The following is a 22,156-nucleotide window of genomic DNA, read 5'->3' as shown; positions in this document are numbered from 1 at the left end:
GTAAGACGAAAACTTTAAAATAAAAAAGCCCCACTTTTTTCAGTGAGGCTTTAACATTAGTTGTGTTCAGTTATTGAACTGTTCCTTTAACAGTAAGGGTTTTTACCGGTGTCTTTGTATTAGATTGTATAGTGAAAGATTTTGTGAACGGACCTTTTGAAGCTGCATTAAATGTGGCTTTAATTGTACCTGTCTCTCCCGGTTTAACAGGTGCTTTTGAAAAATCCGCTACAGAACAACCACAAGTTGGATCTACTTTTGATATAATGATAGGAGCGTCACCTACATTTGTGAATTTAAATTCATGAGAAACAGGCGTCCTCTGAGGAATATTTCCGAAATCGTGTGTTTCTTTTTCAAACTTAAATTCACCAATGGCTACGCTCATCGCTGTCAACGAGATAAAAGCTACTGCTACAACTAATACTACATTTAAAACCTTATTCATAAGTTACTACGTTAAATATTATATTTCAATCCTATTTGTACTGAATATACAAACCAAATGTACCACAAATTTGGACTGGAAATAATTTCAATGGTTTAAATTAACAATATTTTTACAATTTCTAATCCAATATATTAAATAATTCCCTCATTCAGTAAATCCTGAATATGTATAATGCCAGCAAAATCATCATTTTCCGTTACTAACAATTGGGAGATATTATTTTCACGCATCTTATGCAACGCATTCACCGCTAATTCAGCAGAGTCAATCATTTTGGGTTGCTGTGCCATAATGTCTTTGGCGGTAAGGTCCGAAATACTCGTATGCTGTTCCAGCATACGACGTATATCACCATCGGTAATAATGCCTATAATTTCACCCTTATTAATAACAGCGGTAGCACCTAATCTATACTTCGTAATGGTAATAATAACTTTTTGAATGCTGTCTTCAGGTGCGACAATTGGTTTGCCATTTGCATCTGATAAGTCGGCTACTTTGAGGTAGAGTTGCTTGCCTAATGCACCACCAGGATGGTATTTGGCAAAATCCTTATCGGTGAACTGGCGTGCAGATTGGAGGCATACTGCGAGTGCATCGCCCATAGCCAATTGAGCCGTTGTGCTAGTGGTGGGAGCCAAGTTATTTGAACATGCTTCGCGTTCCACTGTAGTATCCAAAATATAATCTGCTTTGTCGGCAAGAAACGATGCTGTATTCCCTACCAATGCTACAAGTATATTTTGCCTTTGCTTTAAAAATGGTACCAGAACTTTAATTTCTGGTGTATTGCCACTTTTGGATAAGGCAATAATCAGATCATCTTTTTGGATAATTCCTAGATCGCCATGTATAGCATCAGCCGCATGCATGAATATGGCCGGTGTACCGGTAGAGTTTAGGGTTGCTACGATTTTTTGGGCAATGATTGCACTTTTGCCGATGCCTGTTAATATAACACGTCCTTTTAGCGTCAATATTTCTTCCACTACTTGCTCAAAGTCAGTGTCAATTTTAGAAACTAGCGCCTGTATTGCTTGAGCCTCAAGCTCTAAAACCCGGATAGCTTCTTTTTTTATGTCTATGTTGTTTTTCACCGAAAAAATGTTATTTTTACTTTAATATTTACAAAAATAAGTTTTTTAACTTAAGAGTCTATCTAATTTTGTGTCTGCGTCGATGGAAATAGAAAAATCACTGTTTGATAATCTGCAAGAATTTTTTGGTTTTGATACTTTTAAAGGGGATCAGGAGGCAATTATTACAAATGTATTAAATAAGAAGGATACGTTTGTGATTATGCCTACTGGAGGAGGAAAGTCAATTTGTTATCAGTTACCAGCATTAATGAGCGATGGAACGGCAATAGTCATATCGCCGCTGATTGCATTAATGAAAAATCAAGTTGATCAGCTTCGAGCTTTCGGGGGGAATGAAAGTATAGCTCATTTTTTGAATTCGTCTTTGACAAAAGGCGACATTACCAAAGTGAAAGCAGATGTTACTGCGGGGAAAACAAAGTTGCTCTACGTGGCTCCGGAATCGTTGTCAAAGGAGGATAATGTGTTGTTCTTGAAATCGATAAAAGTTTCTTTTGTAGCGGTTGATGAAGCGCATTGTATTTCTGAATGGGGACATGATTTTCGCCCCGAATACAGAAAGATACGTCAGATTATAAATGGTATAGGTGATAATATTCCTATTATTGCCCTAACGGCTACCGCAACACCAAAAGTACAATCAGACATTCGAAAAAACTTACAGATGAATAATGCTACATTATTCAAGTCTTCATTCAATCGGTCTAATTTGTATTATGAAGTACGTCCCAAGAATAAAGTTGTAAGAGAGATCGTTAGGTTTATAAAAAATAATAGCGGTAAAACGGGGATTATTTATTGTCTTAGCCGTAAGAAAGTAGAAGAAATCGCCGAGGTTCTTAATATCAACGGAATAAAAGCATTGCCATACCACGCTGGCTTAGACGCGAAAACACGAGCCGATACACAGGACAAATTTTTGATGGAAGATGTGGAAGTGATTGTCGCAACTATTGCCTTTGGAATGGGGATAGATAAACCCGATGTAAGGTATGTGATCCATCATGATATTCCGAAATCAATGGAAGGCTATTATCAGGAAACGGGCAGAGCTGGTCGGGATGGGGGAGAAGGTATCTGTGTAGCATTCTATTCTAAGAAGGATATCGAAAAACTGACGAAATTCATGAAAGATAAGCCCGTTTCTGAACGAGAAATAGGTACACAGATATTAAAAGAAGTGATCGACTATTCTGAGTCGTCTGTATGTCGCCGTAAGCAAATTTTACATTATTTTGGTGAAAAATTTGATGAGATGGGGTGTAATAATATGTGCGACAATTGTAGAGCCCCTAAAACCCACATTAATGCAGAAGAACCGTTGCTTAAGGTATTAGGTTTTATTAAAGAGCAGGGTGATAAATTTGACGACCATCATGTTATCAATGTGTTAATGGGACAAAATAATCAACCCGTTTCATCCTACAAACACGATGAACACAAGTTATTTGGCTCGGGGAAAGAAGAAGGTGTAAATTATTGGAATTCAGTGATCCGTCAGGCGGAATTAGCTGACTTTATCAAAAAAGATATTGATCACTATGGATTGTTGACACTAACGGAATCGGGTAAAAAATACCTGGATAATCCGTATGCGATAAAATTCATTATCAATAAGCCAATGGAATTCATCGATGAAGATGGTGGAGATGATGTTACACAAAGCTCGGCTGCGTTGGATACCGAGTTACTTAAGATGCTTAAAGAGCTTAGAAAAAAAATAGCCAAACAAAAATCTTTACCGCCTTTTGTTATTTTTCAAGATCCTTCGCTTGACGAAATGTGTACACATTATCCGATTACATCTGAGGAGCTTAAACAAATCCATGGTGTTGGATCGGGTAAAGCAATGAAATTTGGCGCACCTTTTATTGAACTCATTAAACAATATGTAGAAGATAATAATATTGATCGGCCTCAAGATCTTGTTGTGAAAAGTACAGCTAATAAATCTGCACTGAAAGTCTCTATAATTCAAAATATAGATCGTAAAATAGGGTTGGATGATATTGCTTCGTCCAAAGGCATAAGCTATGAAGACCTACTCAAAGAAGTAGAATCTATTGTTTATTCAGGTACTAAATTGAATATCGGTTATTTTGTTGACGAAATGATTGATCAAGATCTGCAGGATGAAGTTTATGATTACTTCAAATCGGCTGAAGTAGATTCTATTAAAGAAGCGTTGAAAGAGTTGGGTGAAGCAGACTATACGTATGAAGATATTCAATTGATGCGTATTAAGTTTATATCAGAATTAGGAAATTAATATTTACAAATGATTAATACATATTTGCCTCAAATAAAAAATGGGCAATCCAATCAATTTTTCTTAATGGCCGGACCATGTGCCATCGAAGGCGAAGATATCGCGTTAAGAATTGCCGAAAAAATCGTTGCCATTACGAGTAAACTAAATATACCTTATATTTTTAAAGGTTCATATCGTAAAGCGAATCGCTCACGTGTAGATTCATTTACAGGTATAGGAGATGAAAAGGCACTAAAGATCCTAGAAAAAGTAGGAAAGGAGTTTGGCGTTCCCACTGTAACGGATATTCACGAAAGCCATGAGGCAGCGTTGGCTGCAGCCTATGTAGACGTTCTGCAAATACCTGCTTTTTTATGTCGTCAGACCGAATTATTGGTTGCTGCTGCTGAAACAGGAAAAGTAATCAACATCAAAAAAGGTCAATTTTTATCGGCCGAATCGATGAAATTTGCAGTAGATAAAGTAAAAGACGCTGGCAATGAAAAAGTATTCTTGACAGATCGTGGAAATACATTTGGCTATCAGGATTTGATCGTTGATTTCAGAGGGATCCCTGTAATGCGAGCGTTTAATGTACCAACGGTAATGGATTGTACACACTCTTTACAACAACCAAATCAAACTTCCGGTGTAACTGGTGGGAAACCCGAGCTAATAGAAACCATTGCGAAAGCAGCTATCGCCGTTGGGGCGGATGGACTTTTCATTGAAACACATCCAGATCCGGCAAATGCTAAATCAGATGGCGCCAATATGCTTCATCTGGATTATTTGGAAGATTTGTTGACAAAATTAGTACGGCTGAGAGAAGCAATCTTGTAGTCTTGAACGATTTCAAAAAATCAAGGTCTAAGAAAGAATTAAGTAACTTCTTAGACCTTGATTTTTGATTAGTTTAAATGAGCCGAAAGGCTACGTAAATTCAATATGATTCCAAATGATGATCTAATCTGCTCTGAATTTTTTGTAAGAATCTAATATGTAAACCTGTAAATCTTGTGGGGAGGCCACTTGTACAAATTCCAATTTAGGACGGTACCGTTCTTTAAATAGAGGAATTTCCTCGTCTGTAAGGGGAACCAAAGATGCAATAAGCTGGTTGGTGAATTTACGATCAATCTGACGATTATTTTGTTCAGTAATTAATAGGTCAAGATTTTTACGCGCTTCTTTTGCCTTGCGACCAAAGAGACGGGAAGGGGAAACACGCAATCCACCTTGTTGTTGACTGGCATCGACTACTTTGCCTTCGTTTTTTGCCCGGGCAATTTCTGCAATCAAGCGACTATCTGTTAAGCGGGTAACCAATACCTCATTAATAAGAATGGTATTGTCATCACGCAATAAATAGATTCTCCGAACACCTTCCTCATAAAGAAAAGCCGTATCTTTTTGATAGCCCGGCAATTCGAGTTCTAAATAATCGTAAAGTTTAGCACTGATTTTAAATCTTCCTTCGCGGTCGGTATTGACTTGTTCTTTGGTGCGCAGATTTGTAACCGTCACATTCCACAGTGTATGGCTACTCTCTAGTTCGTACACGATTCCGGTAAAATTTTGTGCCTGTATCGGTGTGGCAATCCCTGCTAATAGAAAGAGGATTAGAGCCACTACGTAATTTATTTTATTCATGCTATTTTGTGTTCCAAGTGTTATTTTCTGGATTGATGTCAGGGAATACATTTCGTGGATCCAATTTGATCGTTGTCAATTTTTCTGTTGAGGGAATTTTAAATGTCCATCTTGTGTTTCTTTCCCAAATTTCCACAGGTAATTTTACCGTAATTTTTTTGCCACTTTCAGTAGTCGCCTCGATTTCTACAGGCATAGGCAATTTGCCTAAATTGTCAACGCTCACAATAGCGCCTTTTAATGGGTCGGATTCCACATATCGCACGTTGGTAATCGCCTGATCCATTTGCCAGTTATGCTGGAACATCCCTCTCCAGAACCAGTTTAGATTCTCTCCGGTTTCATTTTCCATCAATCGGAAAAAATCATCCGGGGTGGGGTGTTTGTAAGCCCATACATTAATGTATTTTTTAAACGCGGCATCAAAGCGATCTTTTCCGATGATCTCGTTTCTCAACAAATGAAGCGCAAAAGCTGGTTTATAGTATAAGAGTGTGCCAATATTACGTTCCTTCATGTTTTGCGGCGTGTTCATAACGGCCTCCAAATTAGGGTCGAACAAAATTGGCGTCATCCTGTTGCGTTGCCCGTATTTGATATTGTATTCACCTTTATTAAACACTTCGGTCGAAATATCATTGATAAAAGTATTAAACCCTTCATCCATCCATCCATGTAATCTTTCGTTGCTACCTACAATCATTGGAAACCAATTATGTCCAAATTCATGATCAGTAACACCCCAAAGATTAGCTGCCTTGGCTTTATGTCCACAGAACGAAATCGCAGGATATTCCATTCCTCCTACATTGGAAGCTACATTAACAGCTACGGGATAAGGGTACTCGTACCATTTCTGTGAATAGTGCTCAATCGATGCTTTTGTATATTCGGTAGATCTTTCCCATGCATTCCCTCCATTACTTTCTTTTGGGTAGGCTGACAATGCTAATGCGGATTTGCCGCTAGGCAGATTAATCTTTGCGCCATCTAATATAAACGCAGTGGATGAAGCCCAAGCGACATCGTGGGCATTTTTTAAGATATACTTCCAAGTTAGTTCCTTTTTATTGGGTCTAGACGACGTATTGATTATTTCACTTTCCGAACGAATAAGTACAGTTTTGTTTGAAGACTTCGCTTGATTGTAGCGATCCAACTGTTCTTTGGTAAAGACTTCTTCCGGATTGATCAGTTCGCCACCCATAACTACGATATGATTGGCCGGAGTAGTGATCTCTACATCATAATCTCCAAATTCCAAATAAAATTCGCCGGGCCCCGTATAAGGGTGTGTATTCCATCCAAGAATATCATCGAAAACACATACTCTTGGATACCATTGCGCGACTGCATAGATATTGCCATTCGATGTACCTAAGATACCTGTGCGATCTGCTCCATATTTCGGAATGGTGAATTCAAAATCCATACTGAATGAGACTGTACCTCCATAGGCTTTCAATAGTGTAGGCAAATTGAGTCGCATACGTGTATCGCTAACGCTGTATGTAACATCGGACTGTGAGTCTACTCTAACATTTCGAATGGTATAACCACCGTCAAAGGTATTTTGAGAATTTCCGTAGCGACTGTCGTCTTGAAGCGGAATAGTAGCTTGACCTCTCGAATCGTTATTAAATAGATTCTGATCCAATTGTAACCAAATAAAGTCAAGATCCTCAGGGCTATTATTAATGTAGGTCGTGGTGACCGAACCAGTTATGCGATTCATCTTATCATCCAGTTTGACTTTAATACTATAGCTTGCTGCATTTTGCCAATAGGAAGGGCCTGGTTTGCCGCTCGCAGAACGATACAATGTGCCGTTGCTTTTATAAAAATCTGTAGCAAAAGCTTCTGTATAATTATAGATACTCTTTTCCTGAGCCCCTGCAGAAACTGAAATGAATAGGCAAGTCATTATTAAGGCCGCAAAATATAATCCTTTTATCATACTAATGAGGAGTTCTTAGTGTACTTAAATAAACATTATCATCGAATCCTAAAAGAACAAGATTGTTGTACTCTATAATAGGTCGTTTAATCATACTATTGTTGACCAATAAAACCCTTATTGCAGATGAAATGTCGTTTACATTGTCTTGCTCTTCCTTCGTTAATTTGCGCCAGGTAGTCCCTTTTTTATTAACGAGTTGCTCCCATGATACTTTTTCCGTCCATTCAATCAATTTCTCTTCCTGCACAGGTTCCTTTTTAAAATCATGAAATGTATACGTTATCTCGTGCTCTGTTAACCAGTCTAAAGCTTTTTTTACCGTGTTACAATTTTTTATGCCGTAAATCTCAACCATTATATAGTGATTAAATATGTAAGTAGCTCTAAAGATACCAATAACTCTTAAATAAGGAATAAATGAGTTTTGTTTTTGTTAGTGTATTATTTACACTATGTTTTTGAAAGAATAAAAAAATCACTATCTTTAAATTCCAAAAAAATAAAACGCAATTAAATACAAATAAAAATATGAGCCTAAAAGATTTTAAAGGTGTATTGACAGGTGATCAAGTACAAGAATTATTTGAGTTAGCAAAACAACATAAATTTGCGTTGCCTGCTGTAAATGTAATCGGAACAAATTCCATCAATGCTGTAATGGAAACGGCAAAGGCTGTTAATTCTCCTGTAATTATACAGTTATCAAATGGTGGAGCGCAATTTTATGCTGGAAAATCATTGAATAATGATGGTTTGAAAGCTTGTATTCTAGGTGGGATTTCTGCCGCTCATCATGTGCATCTATTGGCAGAGCATTATGGCGTTGCTGTTATTTTGCACACCGATCACGCTGCTAAGAAGTTGTTACCGTGGATCGATGGTTTATTAGATGCAGGTGAAAAATTCTTTGCTCAAAATGGTAAACCTTTATTTTCTTCTCACATGTTAGATCTTTCAGAAGAATCTATTGAGGAAAATATTGAGATCTCTAAAAAATATTTGGAACGTATGAAACCACTTGGCATGACAGTGGAAATTGAGTTGGGGGTTACGGGAGGCGAAGAAGATGGTGTAGACAATTCAGATGTAGATAGCTCTAAGTTATACACACAGCCCGAAGAAGTAGCTTATGCGTATGATGAATTATCTAAAGTTTCTGATAAATTCACTGTAGCCGCGGCCTTTGGTAATGTACATGGTGTATATAAGCCGGGTAATGTAAAATTACAACCTATTATTCTTCAAAATTCACAAGACTATATCCGTGAGAAATACAGTTTGACTGCAGAGAAGCCAGTTAATTTTGTATTTCATGGCGGCTCAGGTTCTTCTCCTGAAGAAATTGCAGAAGCAATTTCATACGGTGCTATCAAAATGAATATTGACACGGATATGCAATGGGCATTTTGGGATGGTATTAAAGGCTATGAAGCCAAAAACCACGACTACCTTCAAGCACAAATTGGTAATCCTGAAGGAGCTGATTCTCCAAATAAAAAATATTACGATCCGCGCGTGTGGTTACGCAAAGGTGAAGAAGCTTTTGTTACCCGACTTAAACAGGCTTTTGAAGAATTAAATGCGATTGATGTAAACAGTAAACTGTAAAGAGTACAACTGTATAGAAAAAGGGAGAAACGATCGTTTCTCCCTTTTTTTGTCGGAAGAAATTTAAATTTTGTTAATATCCGTTGAAAACATTCCATTATGATATTTTTTTTACCTATCTTACTGCTAGTTCAGAGCACGATATGTATAAGGAGCGATTTTTAAATTTTTTGACCTTCGAAAAACGGTTTTCACCGCATACACTAAGTGCCTATGCGAAAGAAATTGACGGCTTATTGGATTTTATAGTTCGTGAAGGTGTAAAATTTGAAGAGGTGGATTATAAATTGTTGAGATATTATTTTTCAACACTCAAAGAAGGAGGGAAGGAGGCTGTATCTGTGAATAGAGCCATATCTTCGATTAAATCGTATTATAAATTCTTGCAGCGTGAAGGTATTGTTCTCCAAAACCCGGTACGTCTCATCAAGGCTTTAAAAATACCAAAAAAACTGCCTGTTATTGTTGAAAAAGATAAGATCGTAGCTCTTTTGGAGGGCATGGAATATACAACGGAGAGCTTTGAAGAACAAAGGGACTATCTCGTAATGGAGCTGTTATTTGGCACGGGAATTCGTCTTTCAGAATTATTGAAAATAAAAGAGAAAGATCTTGATGTTTTCAATAAAAAAATTCTTATATTCGGTAAAAGGAACAAAGAGCGTTATGTTCCTCTGCATTCAACCTTATTGGCGGAACTGAAATCGTACTTGGTAAAGAAAGAAGATCAAGATTTTGAAAACAAAACAGAATATCTTATCGTTACTAGAGAAGGAAAACCTGCGTATGCAAAATTGATTTACAGGATCGTAAAAAATTATCTTACTATGATTACTTCCCAGAAGAAGAGAAGTCCTCATATTTTGAGACACAGTTTTGCTACAACATTATTAGATAGCGGAGCAGATTTGAATGCTATAAAGGAGTTATTAGGTCACGCGGGATTAGCGGCTACACAAGTATATACGCATAATTCTGCTGAACGTTTAAAATCAATTTATAAACAAGCCCATCCAAAGGCTTAAAAAAGGAGGAAAAATGAATATTACTGTGCAATCAATCAAATTCGATGCAGATCAAAAATTGGTAGACTTTATCAAGAAAAGGGCTAACAAATTAGACCAATACTTAGATAATATCATTGAAGGGGCATGTTATCTCCGATTAGAAAATGTAGAAGATGAAGCCAATAAGATAGTAGAATTGAAGTTAAATATTCCCGGAAATCAACTGTTTGCCAAGTCTCAGGCAAAGACTTTCGAAGAAGCTACTGATATAGCAGTAGAATCGTTGAGAAGGCAGATTAATAAACACAAAACGAAAACGCGTACCAATGCGAGCAATCATAAGGAATTGCTTACAACAGAAGAGGAAGAATTTTAGTATATTCAGTATTAATGTGATTTTTTGAAACGGTCTATATTTTAGACCGTTTTTTTTGTCATTTATTTGGATTAATTCTTAATAAGTTTTACTTTTGTGATACGAATAGAATATTTCAATCTGATATAAAAAGAATTTATAAGATGATCTGTCCATTAGCAAATGTAGAAGAAGTTTTTAAAACTGAACATGGGGCTGTTTACCAATGTAGTCGCAAAAATTGTTATTGGTTAGACTTTAATGGAACAACAACTGCTTTTAAAGTTGGAGACTTTTTTATGTTTAAGAAAAGGATAGATTCCATTGATATCGAAGCGATGCTTAATGACTCTTCTCGTTCCTCAGATTTTGAAATAGTGATGCCTTTTCGTACCGAACGTTGTTTCATTCTTTCGCCTCAAGACATCCTAAATCTTAGGGAGATACTTGCTGGTGCTAAATTTATGCTTGAACTAAATCGCTCCATCAAACAGGCGCTAAGACACGGTCATTACAGCGCAATTGTTGCTTAATTCCTTTCTTTATAATTGTATTGATTCTAAATAAGTTACGTCTCTTGGTTCTTAATTTAGACTGAATTTGTATTACGATTATTTAGTACCATGATGAGACTTATAGCTTACATTTGTATAAACAATACTAGAATATTATTGTTATTATAAATGAATGTTTAAAGTATAGGGTATATGAAAGACTTATTAAAATTAAAATCATCGTTATCTGAAAATATTGAAACTATATTAAATGCTCAAATTAAGGTAGAAGCACATTCCTCTGCATTATATTTAGCTATGTCAGCTTGGTGTGATGATCAAGGACTAGATAATGCATCCAGATTCTTTGCAAAACAATCAGACGAAGAACGTGCACACATGCTGAAGTTATTTAATTATGTAAGTAATCGGGGAGGAAGGTCGATTTCACCGGAAATAACAAATATTCCTGTTGACTTTGAATCTTTCCGCGGTATTTTCGAGCAAACGTTAGAACAAGAGATGTTTGTAACGGAACAGTTTAACAATATTGCAGATCAATGTGTCAAATCAAAAGATTACGTAACATTTAATTTTGTGCAGTGGTTCTTAGAAGAGCAGGTAGAAGAAGAGTATGTGGCTCGTCGTATCTTAGAGTTGTTTGATGTGATCGGAGAAGAGGGAACAGGTCGTTGGGAAATCGACAGACATTTGGCAAAAGTAGTTTTTGATGGCGAATAATCGTTAAATAAAAAATAAAAAAACGGGTTATTATAATTAATAACCCGTTTTTTTTATATACCATATTTTTTTAATTATCGTTATTGTAATACGATACTAAATGATAATATTTTGTATATTGAACTAATTAGAAAATTTAAATATTGAAGTGCACTTGCTCCATCAAAAAATAGCGTGTTTCTTGTTAACAATTACTGGTCTATTGACTACTAATAGTGGATTCGCTCAGTCTGCTAACAAGACCTTCTATGGCACTGTAGTAGACAGCACGGGTACACCGCTAAAATCTGTAAGTGTAAGGCTTACTACTGCCCTAGATACCATCACTCAGATGACGGATGAAAAAGGGCAATACAGATTCAAAAATATAAAGGGTAATAATTTGTACATTACGTATAGTATGTTGGGGTATCAAATGGTCAGTAAATCACTATTTTCTATCGAGGCCAGCAGTATAATATTATTACCTAAGATAACGTTAATACCTTCCAGTTTCTTGATTAAGGATATTAATATAGTAAAGGTTATACCCATTGTGTTTAAACAAGATACAACTCAATTTAACTTTAGTGCCTACAAGTTTAGAAAAGGAGCATTATTGGAAGAAGCGTTAAAAGGTTTGGCTGGGTTTCAGGTAGGAAGAGATGGTTCGGTATATTTCAATGGCAAGATTATAAATCGAATAGAAGTGGACAGCAGACCTTTTTTTGGAGGTGATGTTCTTACAGCTACACGCAATCTGCCTGCAGATTTCGTTCAAAATATTCAGGTAATAGACTTTTACGGTAATGATGCCCAACAAACCGGAATGAAGGATGGCGATACGGAAAAAATAATCAATATAACCTTAAAAGAAGATCGTAAAAAAATATATTTTGGACAATTTACCGTTGGTGGAGGAACAAATGAGCGCTATATTGGTAGTTTTGGTATGAATAAGTTTAACGATGGAGAAGAAGTTTCCATCATTGGATCGATTAATAATACCAATACAAATCTTTTTTCTTTCGGTTCATTAACAGGGGGGGAAAGAGATCGATCTTTACTGGAAATTGGAGATTATTCTGATCCGACAGACGGTCTTAATAATGTCAGTTCCATGGGAATAAATGTATCTCGAAAAATAGGAAATAACACCAACTTAAACGCCTCGTATAGCTTTATTCGTCAAGAAAATTCTACCGAAGGTTTTTCTGAGCTTACATCTACCTATATTGATAATACCATTAAACGAAAGGAAGACTATTCGATCAATACCATAGACCTCAATCATCGGATTAAATTCGATATGGAAACAAAATTCAAAAATAGAGATGCACTGAAAGTTGGGGGAAATCTATTGTTTAACAAACAAATAGCTACGAATACAAAGGATACTGAACTGCGGAATTATGATTCGAAAAACTTAGGTACGTATCAAGATTCGACAACACAGGCTAATCCAAATGGAGAACTGGAAATGTTATATTCTAAATACTTTAATAAAAAAGGACGTAAACTGATCGGAAATCTGCACTTGAGTTCGAATGATAATAGCAGAAAGGAAGTGGCCAGAGAATATTACCAAGCGTATGATTTATCCGATAATACACCAATCAATACAGAGTTTTTACAAAATCAATTTATTAATATTAAAAATATTACCAGTAGTTCAAAGGCAGAAATACGATTTGTCGAACCATTCTTTGCGAAAAGTTTGTTTGAATTTAGTTACTCCTTCGATATAACGCAGATCAATGCGATTCGTCTTGTCGAAGATAAATTAATAAATAATCCATCGAATTCAGTAAACTATATTGACTCATTAACAGTAGATTATAATTATTTTTTTAGAAGTAATCGAACTAGCTTAAATTATCAATTCATCCCAAATAATAAGTTTAAATTAAATGTTGGCTTTGCAGTACAACCATTGCTATTGCAGGGTAGATTACCTCGTGAAGAAGTCGAATACAAATATGAGAATGTGAATTTGATCCCTTCTACAAATATTATTTATCGGTTCAGTAATGAAATGGATTGGCAAATCGATTATAAAGGGAAAAATAATCAACCCAATTTTTATCAAATTATTCCAGTCACTGATAATACCAATTCGCGGAATATTGTCGTTGGTAATCCGGAATTAAAAGCTGAGTTTTTGCACCGTATTTCTACTACATTTCGCAAAACAACGGCGTCTACAGGTCGATATCTAGAATCTAACTTTGCGTATAACATTGCACTCAATAAGATTGTCAGCGATAAGCGGTCTATCGATAACTCAACGATACAGGAAACCACATTCAAGAATACGGGAGGATATTACGATATGCGGTGGTACTATATATTTAATACCCCTCTATTCAGTGATGACGTGCAGTTAGATTTAACAGGTAATACGGACTATTATAACCATCTTTCTTTTATTGACGACAGAAAGAGAACAACAAGACAGCTGTTTTTCAATCAGGCATTACAGGTTCGTTATCAATGGTCTGATTATGTTGAATCTGTTATAAATGCAAATTACATGCTTAATAACGCACAATATGATATTCCTTTCCGTACCAAAATCAACGCACAGAGCTTTTTGATAGGCTTAGGAGCAAAGGGATATTTTAACGATCATATTTCGTTAGGAATGGAAATGTCTCAACGGTTCAATGACGGATATACAAGTACATTCATGAACATTAATCCGACGATAATGAATGGATTTGTAGAATTCACCTTTTTACCAAATAATTTGGCATTAATACGCATTCAAGGGTTTGATTTATTTGACCAGAATAAAAGTATGGGGTTTACTTCTGAGTATATTGGAAATGATGTCTACGAAGCACGTAACAACAGGTTAGGTAGATATTTCATGCTTTCGCTGAATATGCGTTTACAAAAATACCCAAAAAAGAAGTGATGAAGGCAGTAGTAATAAGTGAATTTGGCAAACCTGAAGTTTTAAAAATTGAGCAACGTGATATTCCAAAGCTAAAAGTAGGATATGTGTTAATAGAGGTATATGCGGCAGGAATTAACCGTCCTGATATCTTCCAACGTAAAGGAAATTACCCTGCCCCGGCTGGAGCAGCTCAAGACATCCCCGGATTGGAAGTAGCAGGTAAAATAGTAGCTGTTGGGAAAGGGGTAGACGGATCGCGAATAGGAGATGCAGTAATGGCTTTGCTAAGTGGCGGAGGATATGCTGAATATACAGCCGTTCACATTGGGAGCTGTATTCTGATACCAAAAAATCTTAGTTTCGTGGAAGCAGCAAGCTTGCCCGAAACGGTTTTTACCGTATGGCACAATGTTTTTCAAAGAGGCAAATTAAAATATGGAGATCGCTTATTGATTCATGGTGGATCAGGTGGTATAGGAACTACAGCCATACAGTTGGCGTGTCTATTTGGTGCAAAAGTATATACAACAGTTGGATCTGAAGAAAAAGGTGCTTTTACAAAAGAGTTGGGGGCGTTTGATTTTGTAAACTATCATAACAATGATTATGAAAAAGTCTGGTATAACGAAAAAATCAATATAATTCTAGATAGTATAGGTGGTGATTATTTTGCCAAGAATTTTGATCTTCTAGAAAGTGATGGAACCTTGGTGTATATCAATGCGATGAAGGGAGCGAAGGTTGAAATGAATTTGTTAAAATTAATGCAGAAGAGGATCTGCCTAACCGGCAGTACACTTCGTGCACGTGATGAGAACTTTAAGGCCGAGCTGGCTCGGGAAATTGAAAAAAACGTCATTCCGTTATTGGAAGAGGGTAAATTCAAAACGAATGTTTACGCAGTTTTTCCTCTGGAAGAAGTCGTTAAAGCGCATCAGCTAATGGAAGACGGAGACTTTATGGGGAAAATTGTTTTAAATTTTAAGGCTAAATAGTTTTAGCTAACATATTTATTCCTTATCTTCGGGCTAAGAATAAGCCTATATACTTATGAATATATTGAAGTATTTTACATTATCTATTGTAGGGGTATTATGTATCCTTAACCTAAAAGCACAAAAAATTGATAAACCGTTAACCTATGTTAGTACGCTTGTAGGTACACAATCTACCTATTTTCTGTCTAGTGGAAATACATATCCCGCGGTAGCCATGCCTTGGGGGATGAATTTCTGGAGTCCGCAGACCGGTAAAATGGGTGATGGTTGGATGTACACATATACAGCCGAAAAAATACGGGGTATTAAACAGACACATCAACCTTCTCCGTGGATGAATGACTACGGCCAATTTTCTATTATGGCTATGGTCAACAACAATACATTTGACCAAGATAAACGGGCTAGCTATTTTTCGCATAAGGCAGAAGTAGCCAAACCACATTATTATTCCGTTTACCTCGCTGATTATGATACCAAAGTAGAAGTTACACCCACAGAAAGGGCGGCTTATTTTCGGTTTACATTTCCAAAAACAGATTCGGCTTTTGTCTTGATAGACGCTTTTGACAAAGGTTCCTATATTGAAGTTATTCCGAAGGAGTACAAAATCATTGGTTATACAACAAAGAATAGCGGCGGTGTGCCAACTAATTTTAAGAATTATTTTGTCATGCAATTTGACCGTCCGTTTGCCAACATTGCGACATTTGCAGATTCAACTTTAATCGATGATCGCTATTTGGTGAAAGCTGACCATGTAGGCGCACTTGTGCGTTTTCAGATTGCTAATTCAGGTGAGCAATTGATTGCTAAAGTAGCTTCTTCTTTCATTAGTCTGGAGCAGGCATCCCTAAATTTGAAAGAGTTGGGTGGCAAAAATTTTGATGAATGCGTTGCCGAGGGAGAAAATATTTGGAATCGGGAATTAAGTAAGATAGAGGTACAGGGAGGATCTATAGATCAACTGCGTACATTCTACTCTTGTCTATACCGCTCTTTATTGTTTCCTCGGATGTTTTATGAAATAGACGCCACAGGACAGGTCATACACTATTCGCCATATAATGGAGAAGTATTACCGGGTTATATGTTTACAGATACTGGTTTTTGGGATACATTCCGTTGTTTATTTCCATTCTTAAATCTTATGTATCCTGAAATGAGTGAAAAAATGCAAGATGGCTTGGCAAATGTATACAAAGAAGGCGGATGGCTTCCGGAATGGGCTAGCCCGGGCTACAGAAATATAATGGTCGGAAATAATTCTGCGTCTGTAGTAGCTGATGCGTGGATTAAAGGAATTCGTTCGAAAGAAATTGGCACGTTATACGAAGCTGTATTAAAAGGAGCTAATTATGCAGGCCCAATAGCAGCAGTAGGAAGGGCGGGAGCAGACTATTATAAAGAACTGGGATATGTTCCATACGATGTGGGTATCCACGAAAATACAGCAAGAAGCCTAGAATATGCTTACGATGATTTTACCATCTATCAATTAGCAAAAGCGTTGGACAAACCAGCATCGGATCAGCAAATCTACAAGAGTAGAGCGTATAATTATCAAAAGTTATTTGATCCGTCTACAGGATTGATGCGCGGAAAAAAGAAAAATGGAGCGTTCCAATCTCCGTTTAATCCTTTTAAATGGGGAGATGCTTTTACCGAAGGAAACAGCTGGCATTACAGTTGGTCGGTATTTCAGGATTTTGAAGGACTTGCTAAATTAATGGGCGGCCACCAGGCGATGGAAATAAAATTAGACTCCGTATTTACTATTCCACCAATTTTTGATGATTCCTATTATGGATTTCCGATACACGAAATTCGTGAGATGCAGATTGCAAATATGGGACAGTATGCCCACGGAAATCAACCTATTCAACACATGATCTACCTCTACAACCATGTTGGAGCTCCTTGGAAGGCGCAATATTGGTTGCGCGAGACCATAAATCGTATGTATTCACCTAATCCAGACGGATATTGTGGTGATGAAGATAACGGTCAAACATCCGCTTGGTATGTTTTCTCTGCAATAGGTTTTTATCCTGTTACACCTGCAACAGACGAATATATATTGGGATCTCCAATATTTGATAAGGTAACTCTTCATCTTAGTAACGGTAAGAAAGTAAATATTCAAACTCAGAATAACTCAGATACCAACCGTTATATTAAAAATTTAAAATGGAACGGTAAGAACTATACCAAAAATTACATTAAACATAGTGAATTGGTAAAAGGAACAACATTATCTTTTGATATGGACGCTGTACCGAATAAAAATCGTGGTGTAAATAAAGCCGATTTGCCTTTTTCGCTAAGTAAAGACAATTAATAACTTAAAGAGCTATAAAATAAAAATCCGGGGACCTACACAAGTCTTGCTTTTATTTTATAGCTTTTCGGTGTTAGTCCAGTGATACTTTTAAAAGCGTTATGAAAGCTTACATAATTATTATATCCGCATTCAAAACAGACTTCCTTTAGAGGTGTACTGGTATCCGACAGGAATTTACAGGCCGAGGCGATTCGAAGTTCAGTAATAAACTCTAATGGCGTTTTACCCGTTTTTTGTTTAAAATATCGGCAGAATGAATTGTTTGTCATGCCAGCCAAATTTGCCAGATCACTTAATTCTATATGTTGCTTAAAATTGGTCTGGATGTAATCTACGACATCATTCATACGTTTATGATCGCTCGAATGATTTAAGATCGCATAGTGATCACTTACCAGTGTCGACTTTTTCTTATGATGGAAAATATGCAATGCCTGTAATAGAATTAACAACTGCTCAAAGCTATCGGCGATTAAAATGTCTTCAAAAAGTTTGTTTAGCGGATCCGTAGAATCGCACTTGTACCATAAGCCTTTATTGGCTTCCATAAGCAAATCTTTAATGGTGGTCATTTCCGGTAAATAAAAGAACCCTTCGCCCGCAAAACTCTTTTGGAAATGTATCACACAATTGTCAGTAGCAACAGGCTCAATAACATCCAGGTATTCTGGATCGAAAAACCAGTAATGTGGGATATTGGGACCGATGAGAACCACATCTCCAGGTTCAAACTTTCGAATACAATCTCCGATAAAGAGCGTACCAGAACCCCTTCTGATCTGAATAAATTCTAATTCTTCATGATAATGCCATACATTATGATTCTTAGGATAGGTATCATGCCGTACATGAAAGCTTTGAAAACTGCTTCCTTGAGGGGTTAGTTGTTTTAGCCGCATTTTGTATTATATATTCAGATAGTTTGCAAATTAAAATAAAATAATGGTAATATCGTTTATAAAATGGGTAATATAATTAATACTTTATTCGTTATTTATTCCGTAATTCGAATTATCAATTATACATCTTATTATATGTCACAACAAAAAAAATATACATTAGCGATCATTTTAATTACATCGCTATTTTTCTTTTGGGGGTTTATTCATAATCTTGATCCCATTTTAATACCTCATCTTAGAAATGCGTTTAGTCTCACTACGCTGCAAGCTTCGTTGGTAGATTCTTCTGTATTCATCGCTTACTTCTTACTTGCTATCCCGGCTGGATTAATCATGAAGAAATACGGCTATAAAACGGGCATTCTAATTGGTTTAATCCTTTTCGCGATTGGATGTTTTTTATTTGTTCCTGCCGCCAATACCATCAGTTATCCCTTTTTCTTAGGCGCTTTATTTATCGTTGCTTGCGGACTTACTATATTGGAGACTGCAGCGAATCCATATATAACGGTATTAGGAGATCCGTCAAAAGCGACACAACGACTTAATTTTGCACAATCTTTTAACGGATTGGCCGCATTTATTGCCCCTATTATAGGTGGTAACTATATTCTTTCTGAAGAACCACTAAGCACCGATAAAATAGCTGCTTTAAGTGAGCAGGCAAAAATCGCTTATATTCAAGCTGAAACGTCCGCTGTAAAAGGACCTTATATGATTTTAGGAATCATCATTCTGATTGTAGCTTGTGTATTTTTCTTTACTAAGCTACCGGATATAAAGGATAGTGAAACAGATCAAAAGAAGGGATTTTTTCACGCTTTGAAACATAAAAACGTGAGTTCGGCAGTCATAGCCCAATTTTTCTATGTGGGTGCACAGGTAAGTGTGTTGAGCTTTATTGTCATGTATGCAACGGAAATTGCACACGTAACCCCCTCTAATGCCAAATATTACGCTGGTGTCGCGGGTCTCGCTTTTATGATTGGCCGTTTTGTCGGAACATTTTTAATGCGTTATATATCACCGGCAAAGTTGTTGTCAATTTTTGCCGCTTCAGCTATCTTGTTGACGGTAGTGGTTATCTACGGATCGGGGGTTATGACCTTATACGCGATGATCGGCATTGCGTTCTTTATGTCGATTATGTTTCCGACGATTTTTGCTTTTGGTGTTGAGGGCATCGGTTCAGATACCAAATCTGCTTCAAGTCTTATTATTATGGCAATAGTAGGTGGAGCTATCATCCCTCCGGTATTGGGACTGATATCGGATACTACGGGTAATCTGCAATTGGGGTATTATGTTGTATTGATCTGTTTTGCGGTAGTATTGCTATTTGCACTTAGGAATAAGCAAACTAAGGTCGAAGTAAAAGATAGTGTACATTAGATATGAGGAAATATGCTTTGGGATTGGATTTGATAGATGATCCTCAGTTGATTCAAGAATATGTCGATTTCCATAAGAATGTATGGCCCGAAATAAAAGCTTCTATTTCAGCCTCGGGTATCTTAAACATGGAGATTTATAGATTCGAAAATAGATTATTTATGATAATGGAAGTTAATGATCTCTTTTCTTTTGAAAAAAAAGCAGCTATGGATGTATCGAATCCTAAAGTGCAGGAATGGGAAAAATTGATGTGGAAATATCAATCCGCAATTCCGGGAGCGAAGGATGGTGAGAAATGGGTTTTAATGGATAAGATATTTGAGTTATAATATAAAATGGAAAAATTGAGACAGGATTTTTTACAGATTCATTCCGATGATAATGTATTGGTTGCCCTGCGTGATCTCCCGGCAGGATATCTTGCACATTTTGATGGAATAGCGATCGAATTAAAACAAGATGTGCAATCGAAACATAAATTCACTATAACAACTTTAGAAAAAGATAGTGATGTATTGATGTATGGTGTTCTGGTTGGAAAAACAAATTGCAAAATTACTGAAGGAGAGCTCATTACTGTAGATAACTTAAGGCACGCTTCAGATGATTTTAGACTTTCAGAGCGAAAAACAAGTTGGAATAGACCCGACATATCTGCATTTGTAAACCGGACTTTTAATGGGTTTTACCGGCGTAACGGTACGGTAGGAACTGCTAACTATTGGCTGGTAATACCGCTGGTATTTTGCGAAAACCGTAACATTCTAACTTTAAAATCGGCCTTAGAAGAAAAACTGGGATATAAAGTCGAGTCTAAAGACTACGCTGACGAAGTCGATACATTAATTTCAAAATATAAAAATGGTGCTTCAGCGCAAGATTTATTACAACTTGATTTATCTCCGGCAGGAATAAAAAAGGGTTCTACCCGCTTATTTGAAAACGTAGATGGTGTTAAATTTTTGAACCACGATATGGGATGTGGCGGCACACGTTTAGATTCAGATGCGTTGTGTGGTCTGTTGGCAGGATATATTACACATCCGAATGTAGCAGGAGCTACTGTATTAAGTCTGGGGTGTCAACATGCACAAGCTTCTATACTGAAAGACGAAATTGCTAAAAGAGACCCACACTTTGACAAGCCATTGTATATTTTTGAACAGCAGTTTGAAGGTACAGAACAAGATTTAATGCAAAAGGCGCTCAAAGCTACCTTTGCGGGGTTAGCGGACGTCAATAAACAAACACGACAGCCGGCGACGTTAGACAAATTATGTATTGGGCTGGAATGTGGCGGATCAGATGGCTTTTCTGGTATTTCTGCCAATCCCGCATTGGGCTATGTATCCGATATGATAGTCAACATGGGTGGCTCTGTTATATTGGCCGAATTTCCGGAATTATGTGGTGTAGAGCAAGAGTTAAGTGATAGGTGTATTGATGAAGAGACGGCAGAAAAATTTATGTCGTTGATGAAGATATATAATGCTAAAGCAGAAGCCGATGGGTCGGGCTTTTATATGAACCCTTCACCTGGAAATATAAAGGATGGTTTGATTACCGATGCTATCAAATCTGCCGGAGCAGCAAAAAAGGGAGGGACATCACCCGTTACTGCAGTCGTGGATTATCCTGAATTGGCGAATCAGCCCGGATTAAATCTGCTGTGTACGCCGGGCAATGATGTAGAAAGTACGACAGCGGAAGTCGGATCTGGAGCAAATATCGTTCTTTTTACAACAGGATTGGGCACACCTACCGGTAATCCTATTGCTCCTGTGATTAAAGTTTCGACAAACACGAAGACTTTTGAAAAAATGTCGGATATCATCGACGTAAATTGTGGAACCATTATAGATGGAGAGGAAACGATAGAAGAGGCTGCATATCGCATATTGGATTTTGTCATTCAAGTAGCAAGCGGGGAAGTACAACCTAAAGCAGTTAAATTGGGTCAGGATGATTTTATCCCCTGGCGTAGAGGTGTATCTTTATAACTAAAAAAATAAAAGG

19 protein-coding genes are annotated in these 22,156 nt (G+C 36.8%); 13 read left to right on the top strand and 6 right to left on the bottom strand.

Features of this window, described 5'->3' with window-relative positions; translation table 11 throughout:
- Positions 1-70: 70 nt before the first annotated feature.
- Together E4F24_RS08465 and E4F24_RS08460 are read right to left on the bottom strand one after the other, a co-directional pair.
- A complete protein-coding gene (locus tag E4F24_RS08465; RefSeq protein ID WP_140938258.1) occupies positions 71-448 on the bottom strand; it encodes a DUF1573 domain-containing protein in 378 nt (125 codons plus the stop codon).
- 134 nt (positions 449-582) lie between these two features.
- Positions 583-1,548, bottom strand: a complete 966-nt coding sequence (locus E4F24_RS08460) for a KpsF/GutQ family sugar-phosphate isomerase (protein WP_140938257.1) — start codon at positions 1,546-1,548, stop codon at positions 583-585.
- An 82-nt stretch (positions 1,549-1,630) separates the two neighbouring features.
- Here E4F24_RS08460 and recQ point away from each other — a divergent pair, with 82 nt between their 5' ends.
- On the top strand, positions 1,631-3,820 hold the full coding sequence (gene recQ, locus E4F24_RS08455; RefSeq protein WP_140938256.1) for a DNA helicase RecQ: 2,190 nt from the start codon (positions 1,631-1,633) through the stop codon (positions 3,818-3,820).
- Between the two features lie 9 nt (positions 3,821-3,829).
- The gene (kdsA, locus tag E4F24_RS08450) at positions 3,830-4,645 is read left to right on the top strand and encodes a 3-deoxy-8-phosphooctulonate synthase (protein WP_140938255.1); all 816 of its coding nucleotides are present in this window, start codon (positions 3,830-3,832) and stop codon (positions 4,643-4,645) included.
- 123 nt (positions 4,646-4,768) lie between these two features.
- Here the strand turns inward: kdsA and E4F24_RS08445 are convergent, their stop codons facing one another.
- Genes E4F24_RS08445 through E4F24_RS08435 form a run of 3 tightly spaced genes read right to left on the bottom strand, consistent with a single transcriptional unit; the run spans position 4,769 to position 7,770 of the window.
- On the bottom strand, positions 4,769-5,455 hold the full coding sequence (locus E4F24_RS08445) for a hypothetical protein (RefSeq protein ID WP_140938254.1): 687 nt from the start codon (positions 5,453-5,455) through the stop codon (positions 4,769-4,771).
- A 1-nt stretch (position 5,456) separates the two neighbouring features.
- Positions 5,457-7,412 (bottom strand): M1 family metallopeptidase, encoded by a 1,956-nt coding sequence (locus E4F24_RS08440; RefSeq protein ID WP_140938253.1) that lies wholly within the window; start codon positions 7,410-7,412, stop codon positions 5,457-5,459.
- A 1-nt stretch (position 7,413) separates the two neighbouring features.
- Positions 7,414-7,770, bottom strand: a complete 357-nt coding sequence (locus tag E4F24_RS08435) for a Spx/MgsR family RNA polymerase-binding regulatory protein (RefSeq protein WP_140938252.1) — start codon at positions 7,768-7,770, stop codon at positions 7,414-7,416.
- 173 nt (positions 7,771-7,943) lie between these two features.
- Between E4F24_RS08435 and fbaA the strand changes: the two genes are divergently transcribed.
- From fbaA to E4F24_RS08395, 8 genes are all read left to right on the top strand, one after another.
- The gene (fbaA, locus tag E4F24_RS08430; RefSeq protein WP_140938251.1) at positions 7,944-9,023 is read left to right on the top strand and encodes a class II fructose-bisphosphate aldolase; all 1,080 of its coding nucleotides are present in this window, start codon (positions 7,944-7,946) and stop codon (positions 9,021-9,023) included.
- 143 nt (positions 9,024-9,166) lie between these two features.
- Positions 9,167-10,048, top strand: coding sequence for a tyrosine-type recombinase/integrase (locus tag E4F24_RS08425; protein WP_140938487.1), 882 nt, complete (start codon positions 9,167-9,169; stop codon positions 10,046-10,048).
- Between the two features lie 13 nt (positions 10,049-10,061).
- A complete protein-coding gene (gene hpf, locus E4F24_RS08420) occupies positions 10,062-10,406 on the top strand; it encodes a ribosome hibernation-promoting factor, HPF/YfiA family (protein WP_140938250.1) in 345 nt (114 codons plus the stop codon).
- 143 nt (positions 10,407-10,549) lie between these two features.
- Complete coding sequence (locus tag E4F24_RS08415) at positions 10,550-10,918, top strand: DUF6686 family protein (protein WP_140938249.1); 369 nt, start codon at positions 10,550-10,552, stop codon at positions 10,916-10,918.
- 174 nt (positions 10,919-11,092) lie between these two features.
- Positions 11,093-11,620, top strand: coding sequence for a ferritin (locus tag E4F24_RS08410; protein ID WP_140938248.1), 528 nt, complete (start codon positions 11,093-11,095; stop codon positions 11,618-11,620).
- Positions 11,621-11,801: 181 nt separating this feature from the next.
- Positions 11,802-14,519 (top strand): TonB-dependent receptor, encoded by a 2,718-nt coding sequence (locus E4F24_RS08405; RefSeq protein WP_140938247.1) that lies wholly within the window; start codon positions 11,802-11,804, stop codon positions 14,517-14,519.
- Entirely contained in the window at positions 14,519-15,496 is a 978-nt protein-coding gene (locus E4F24_RS08400; protein WP_140938246.1) for an NAD(P)H-quinone oxidoreductase, read from the top strand. Before E4F24_RS08405 ends, E4F24_RS08400 begins: the two co-directional genes overlap by 1 nt.
- Before the next feature lie 55 nt (positions 15,497-15,551).
- Positions 15,552-17,840 carry a GH92 family glycosyl hydrolase gene (locus E4F24_RS08395; RefSeq protein ID WP_140938245.1) on the top strand — a complete coding sequence of 763 codons (2,289 nt, stop codon included), beginning with the start codon at positions 15,552-15,554 and terminating at the stop codon, positions 17,838-17,840.
- Between the two features lie 35 nt (positions 17,841-17,875).
- Here E4F24_RS08395 and E4F24_RS08390 read toward each other — a convergent pair whose 3' ends face one another.
- Positions 17,876-18,742, bottom strand: a complete 867-nt coding sequence (locus tag E4F24_RS08390) for an AraC family transcriptional regulator (protein ID WP_140938244.1) — start codon at positions 18,740-18,742, stop codon at positions 17,876-17,878.
- A 135-nt stretch (positions 18,743-18,877) separates the two neighbouring features.
- On the opposite strand from E4F24_RS08390, the gene fucP reads away from it, so the two are divergent.
- Genes fucP through E4F24_RS08375 form a run of 3 tightly spaced genes read left to right on the top strand, consistent with a single transcriptional unit; the run spans position 18,878 to position 22,140 of the window.
- The gene (gene fucP / locus E4F24_RS08385; RefSeq protein ID WP_140938243.1) at positions 18,878-20,137 is read left to right on the top strand and encodes an L-fucose:H+ symporter permease; all 1,260 of its coding nucleotides are present in this window, start codon (positions 18,878-18,880) and stop codon (positions 20,135-20,137) included.
- Positions 20,138-20,139: 2 nt separating this feature from the next.
- Positions 20,140-20,469: an L-rhamnose mutarotase gene (locus tag E4F24_RS08380; RefSeq protein ID WP_140938242.1), complete on the top strand. Its 330-nt coding sequence runs from the start codon at positions 20,140-20,142 to the stop codon at positions 20,467-20,469.
- 6 nt (positions 20,470-20,475) lie between these two features.
- Positions 20,476-22,140 carry a UxaA family hydrolase gene (locus E4F24_RS08375; RefSeq protein WP_140938241.1) on the top strand — a complete coding sequence of 555 codons (1,665 nt, stop codon included), beginning with the start codon at positions 20,476-20,478 and terminating at the stop codon, positions 22,138-22,140.
- Positions 22,141-22,156 lie beyond the last annotated feature (16 nt).

Origin of the sequence: Sphingobacterium lumbrici, from assembly GCF_006476045.1 — a bacterium.
Classification (GTDB): domain Bacteria; phylum Bacteroidota; class Bacteroidia; order Sphingobacteriales; family Sphingobacteriaceae; genus Sphingobacterium; species Sphingobacterium lumbrici.
The sequence above is the reverse complement of the archived record's forward strand: the minus strand, read 5'-3'. Positions and strand labels throughout refer to the sequence as shown.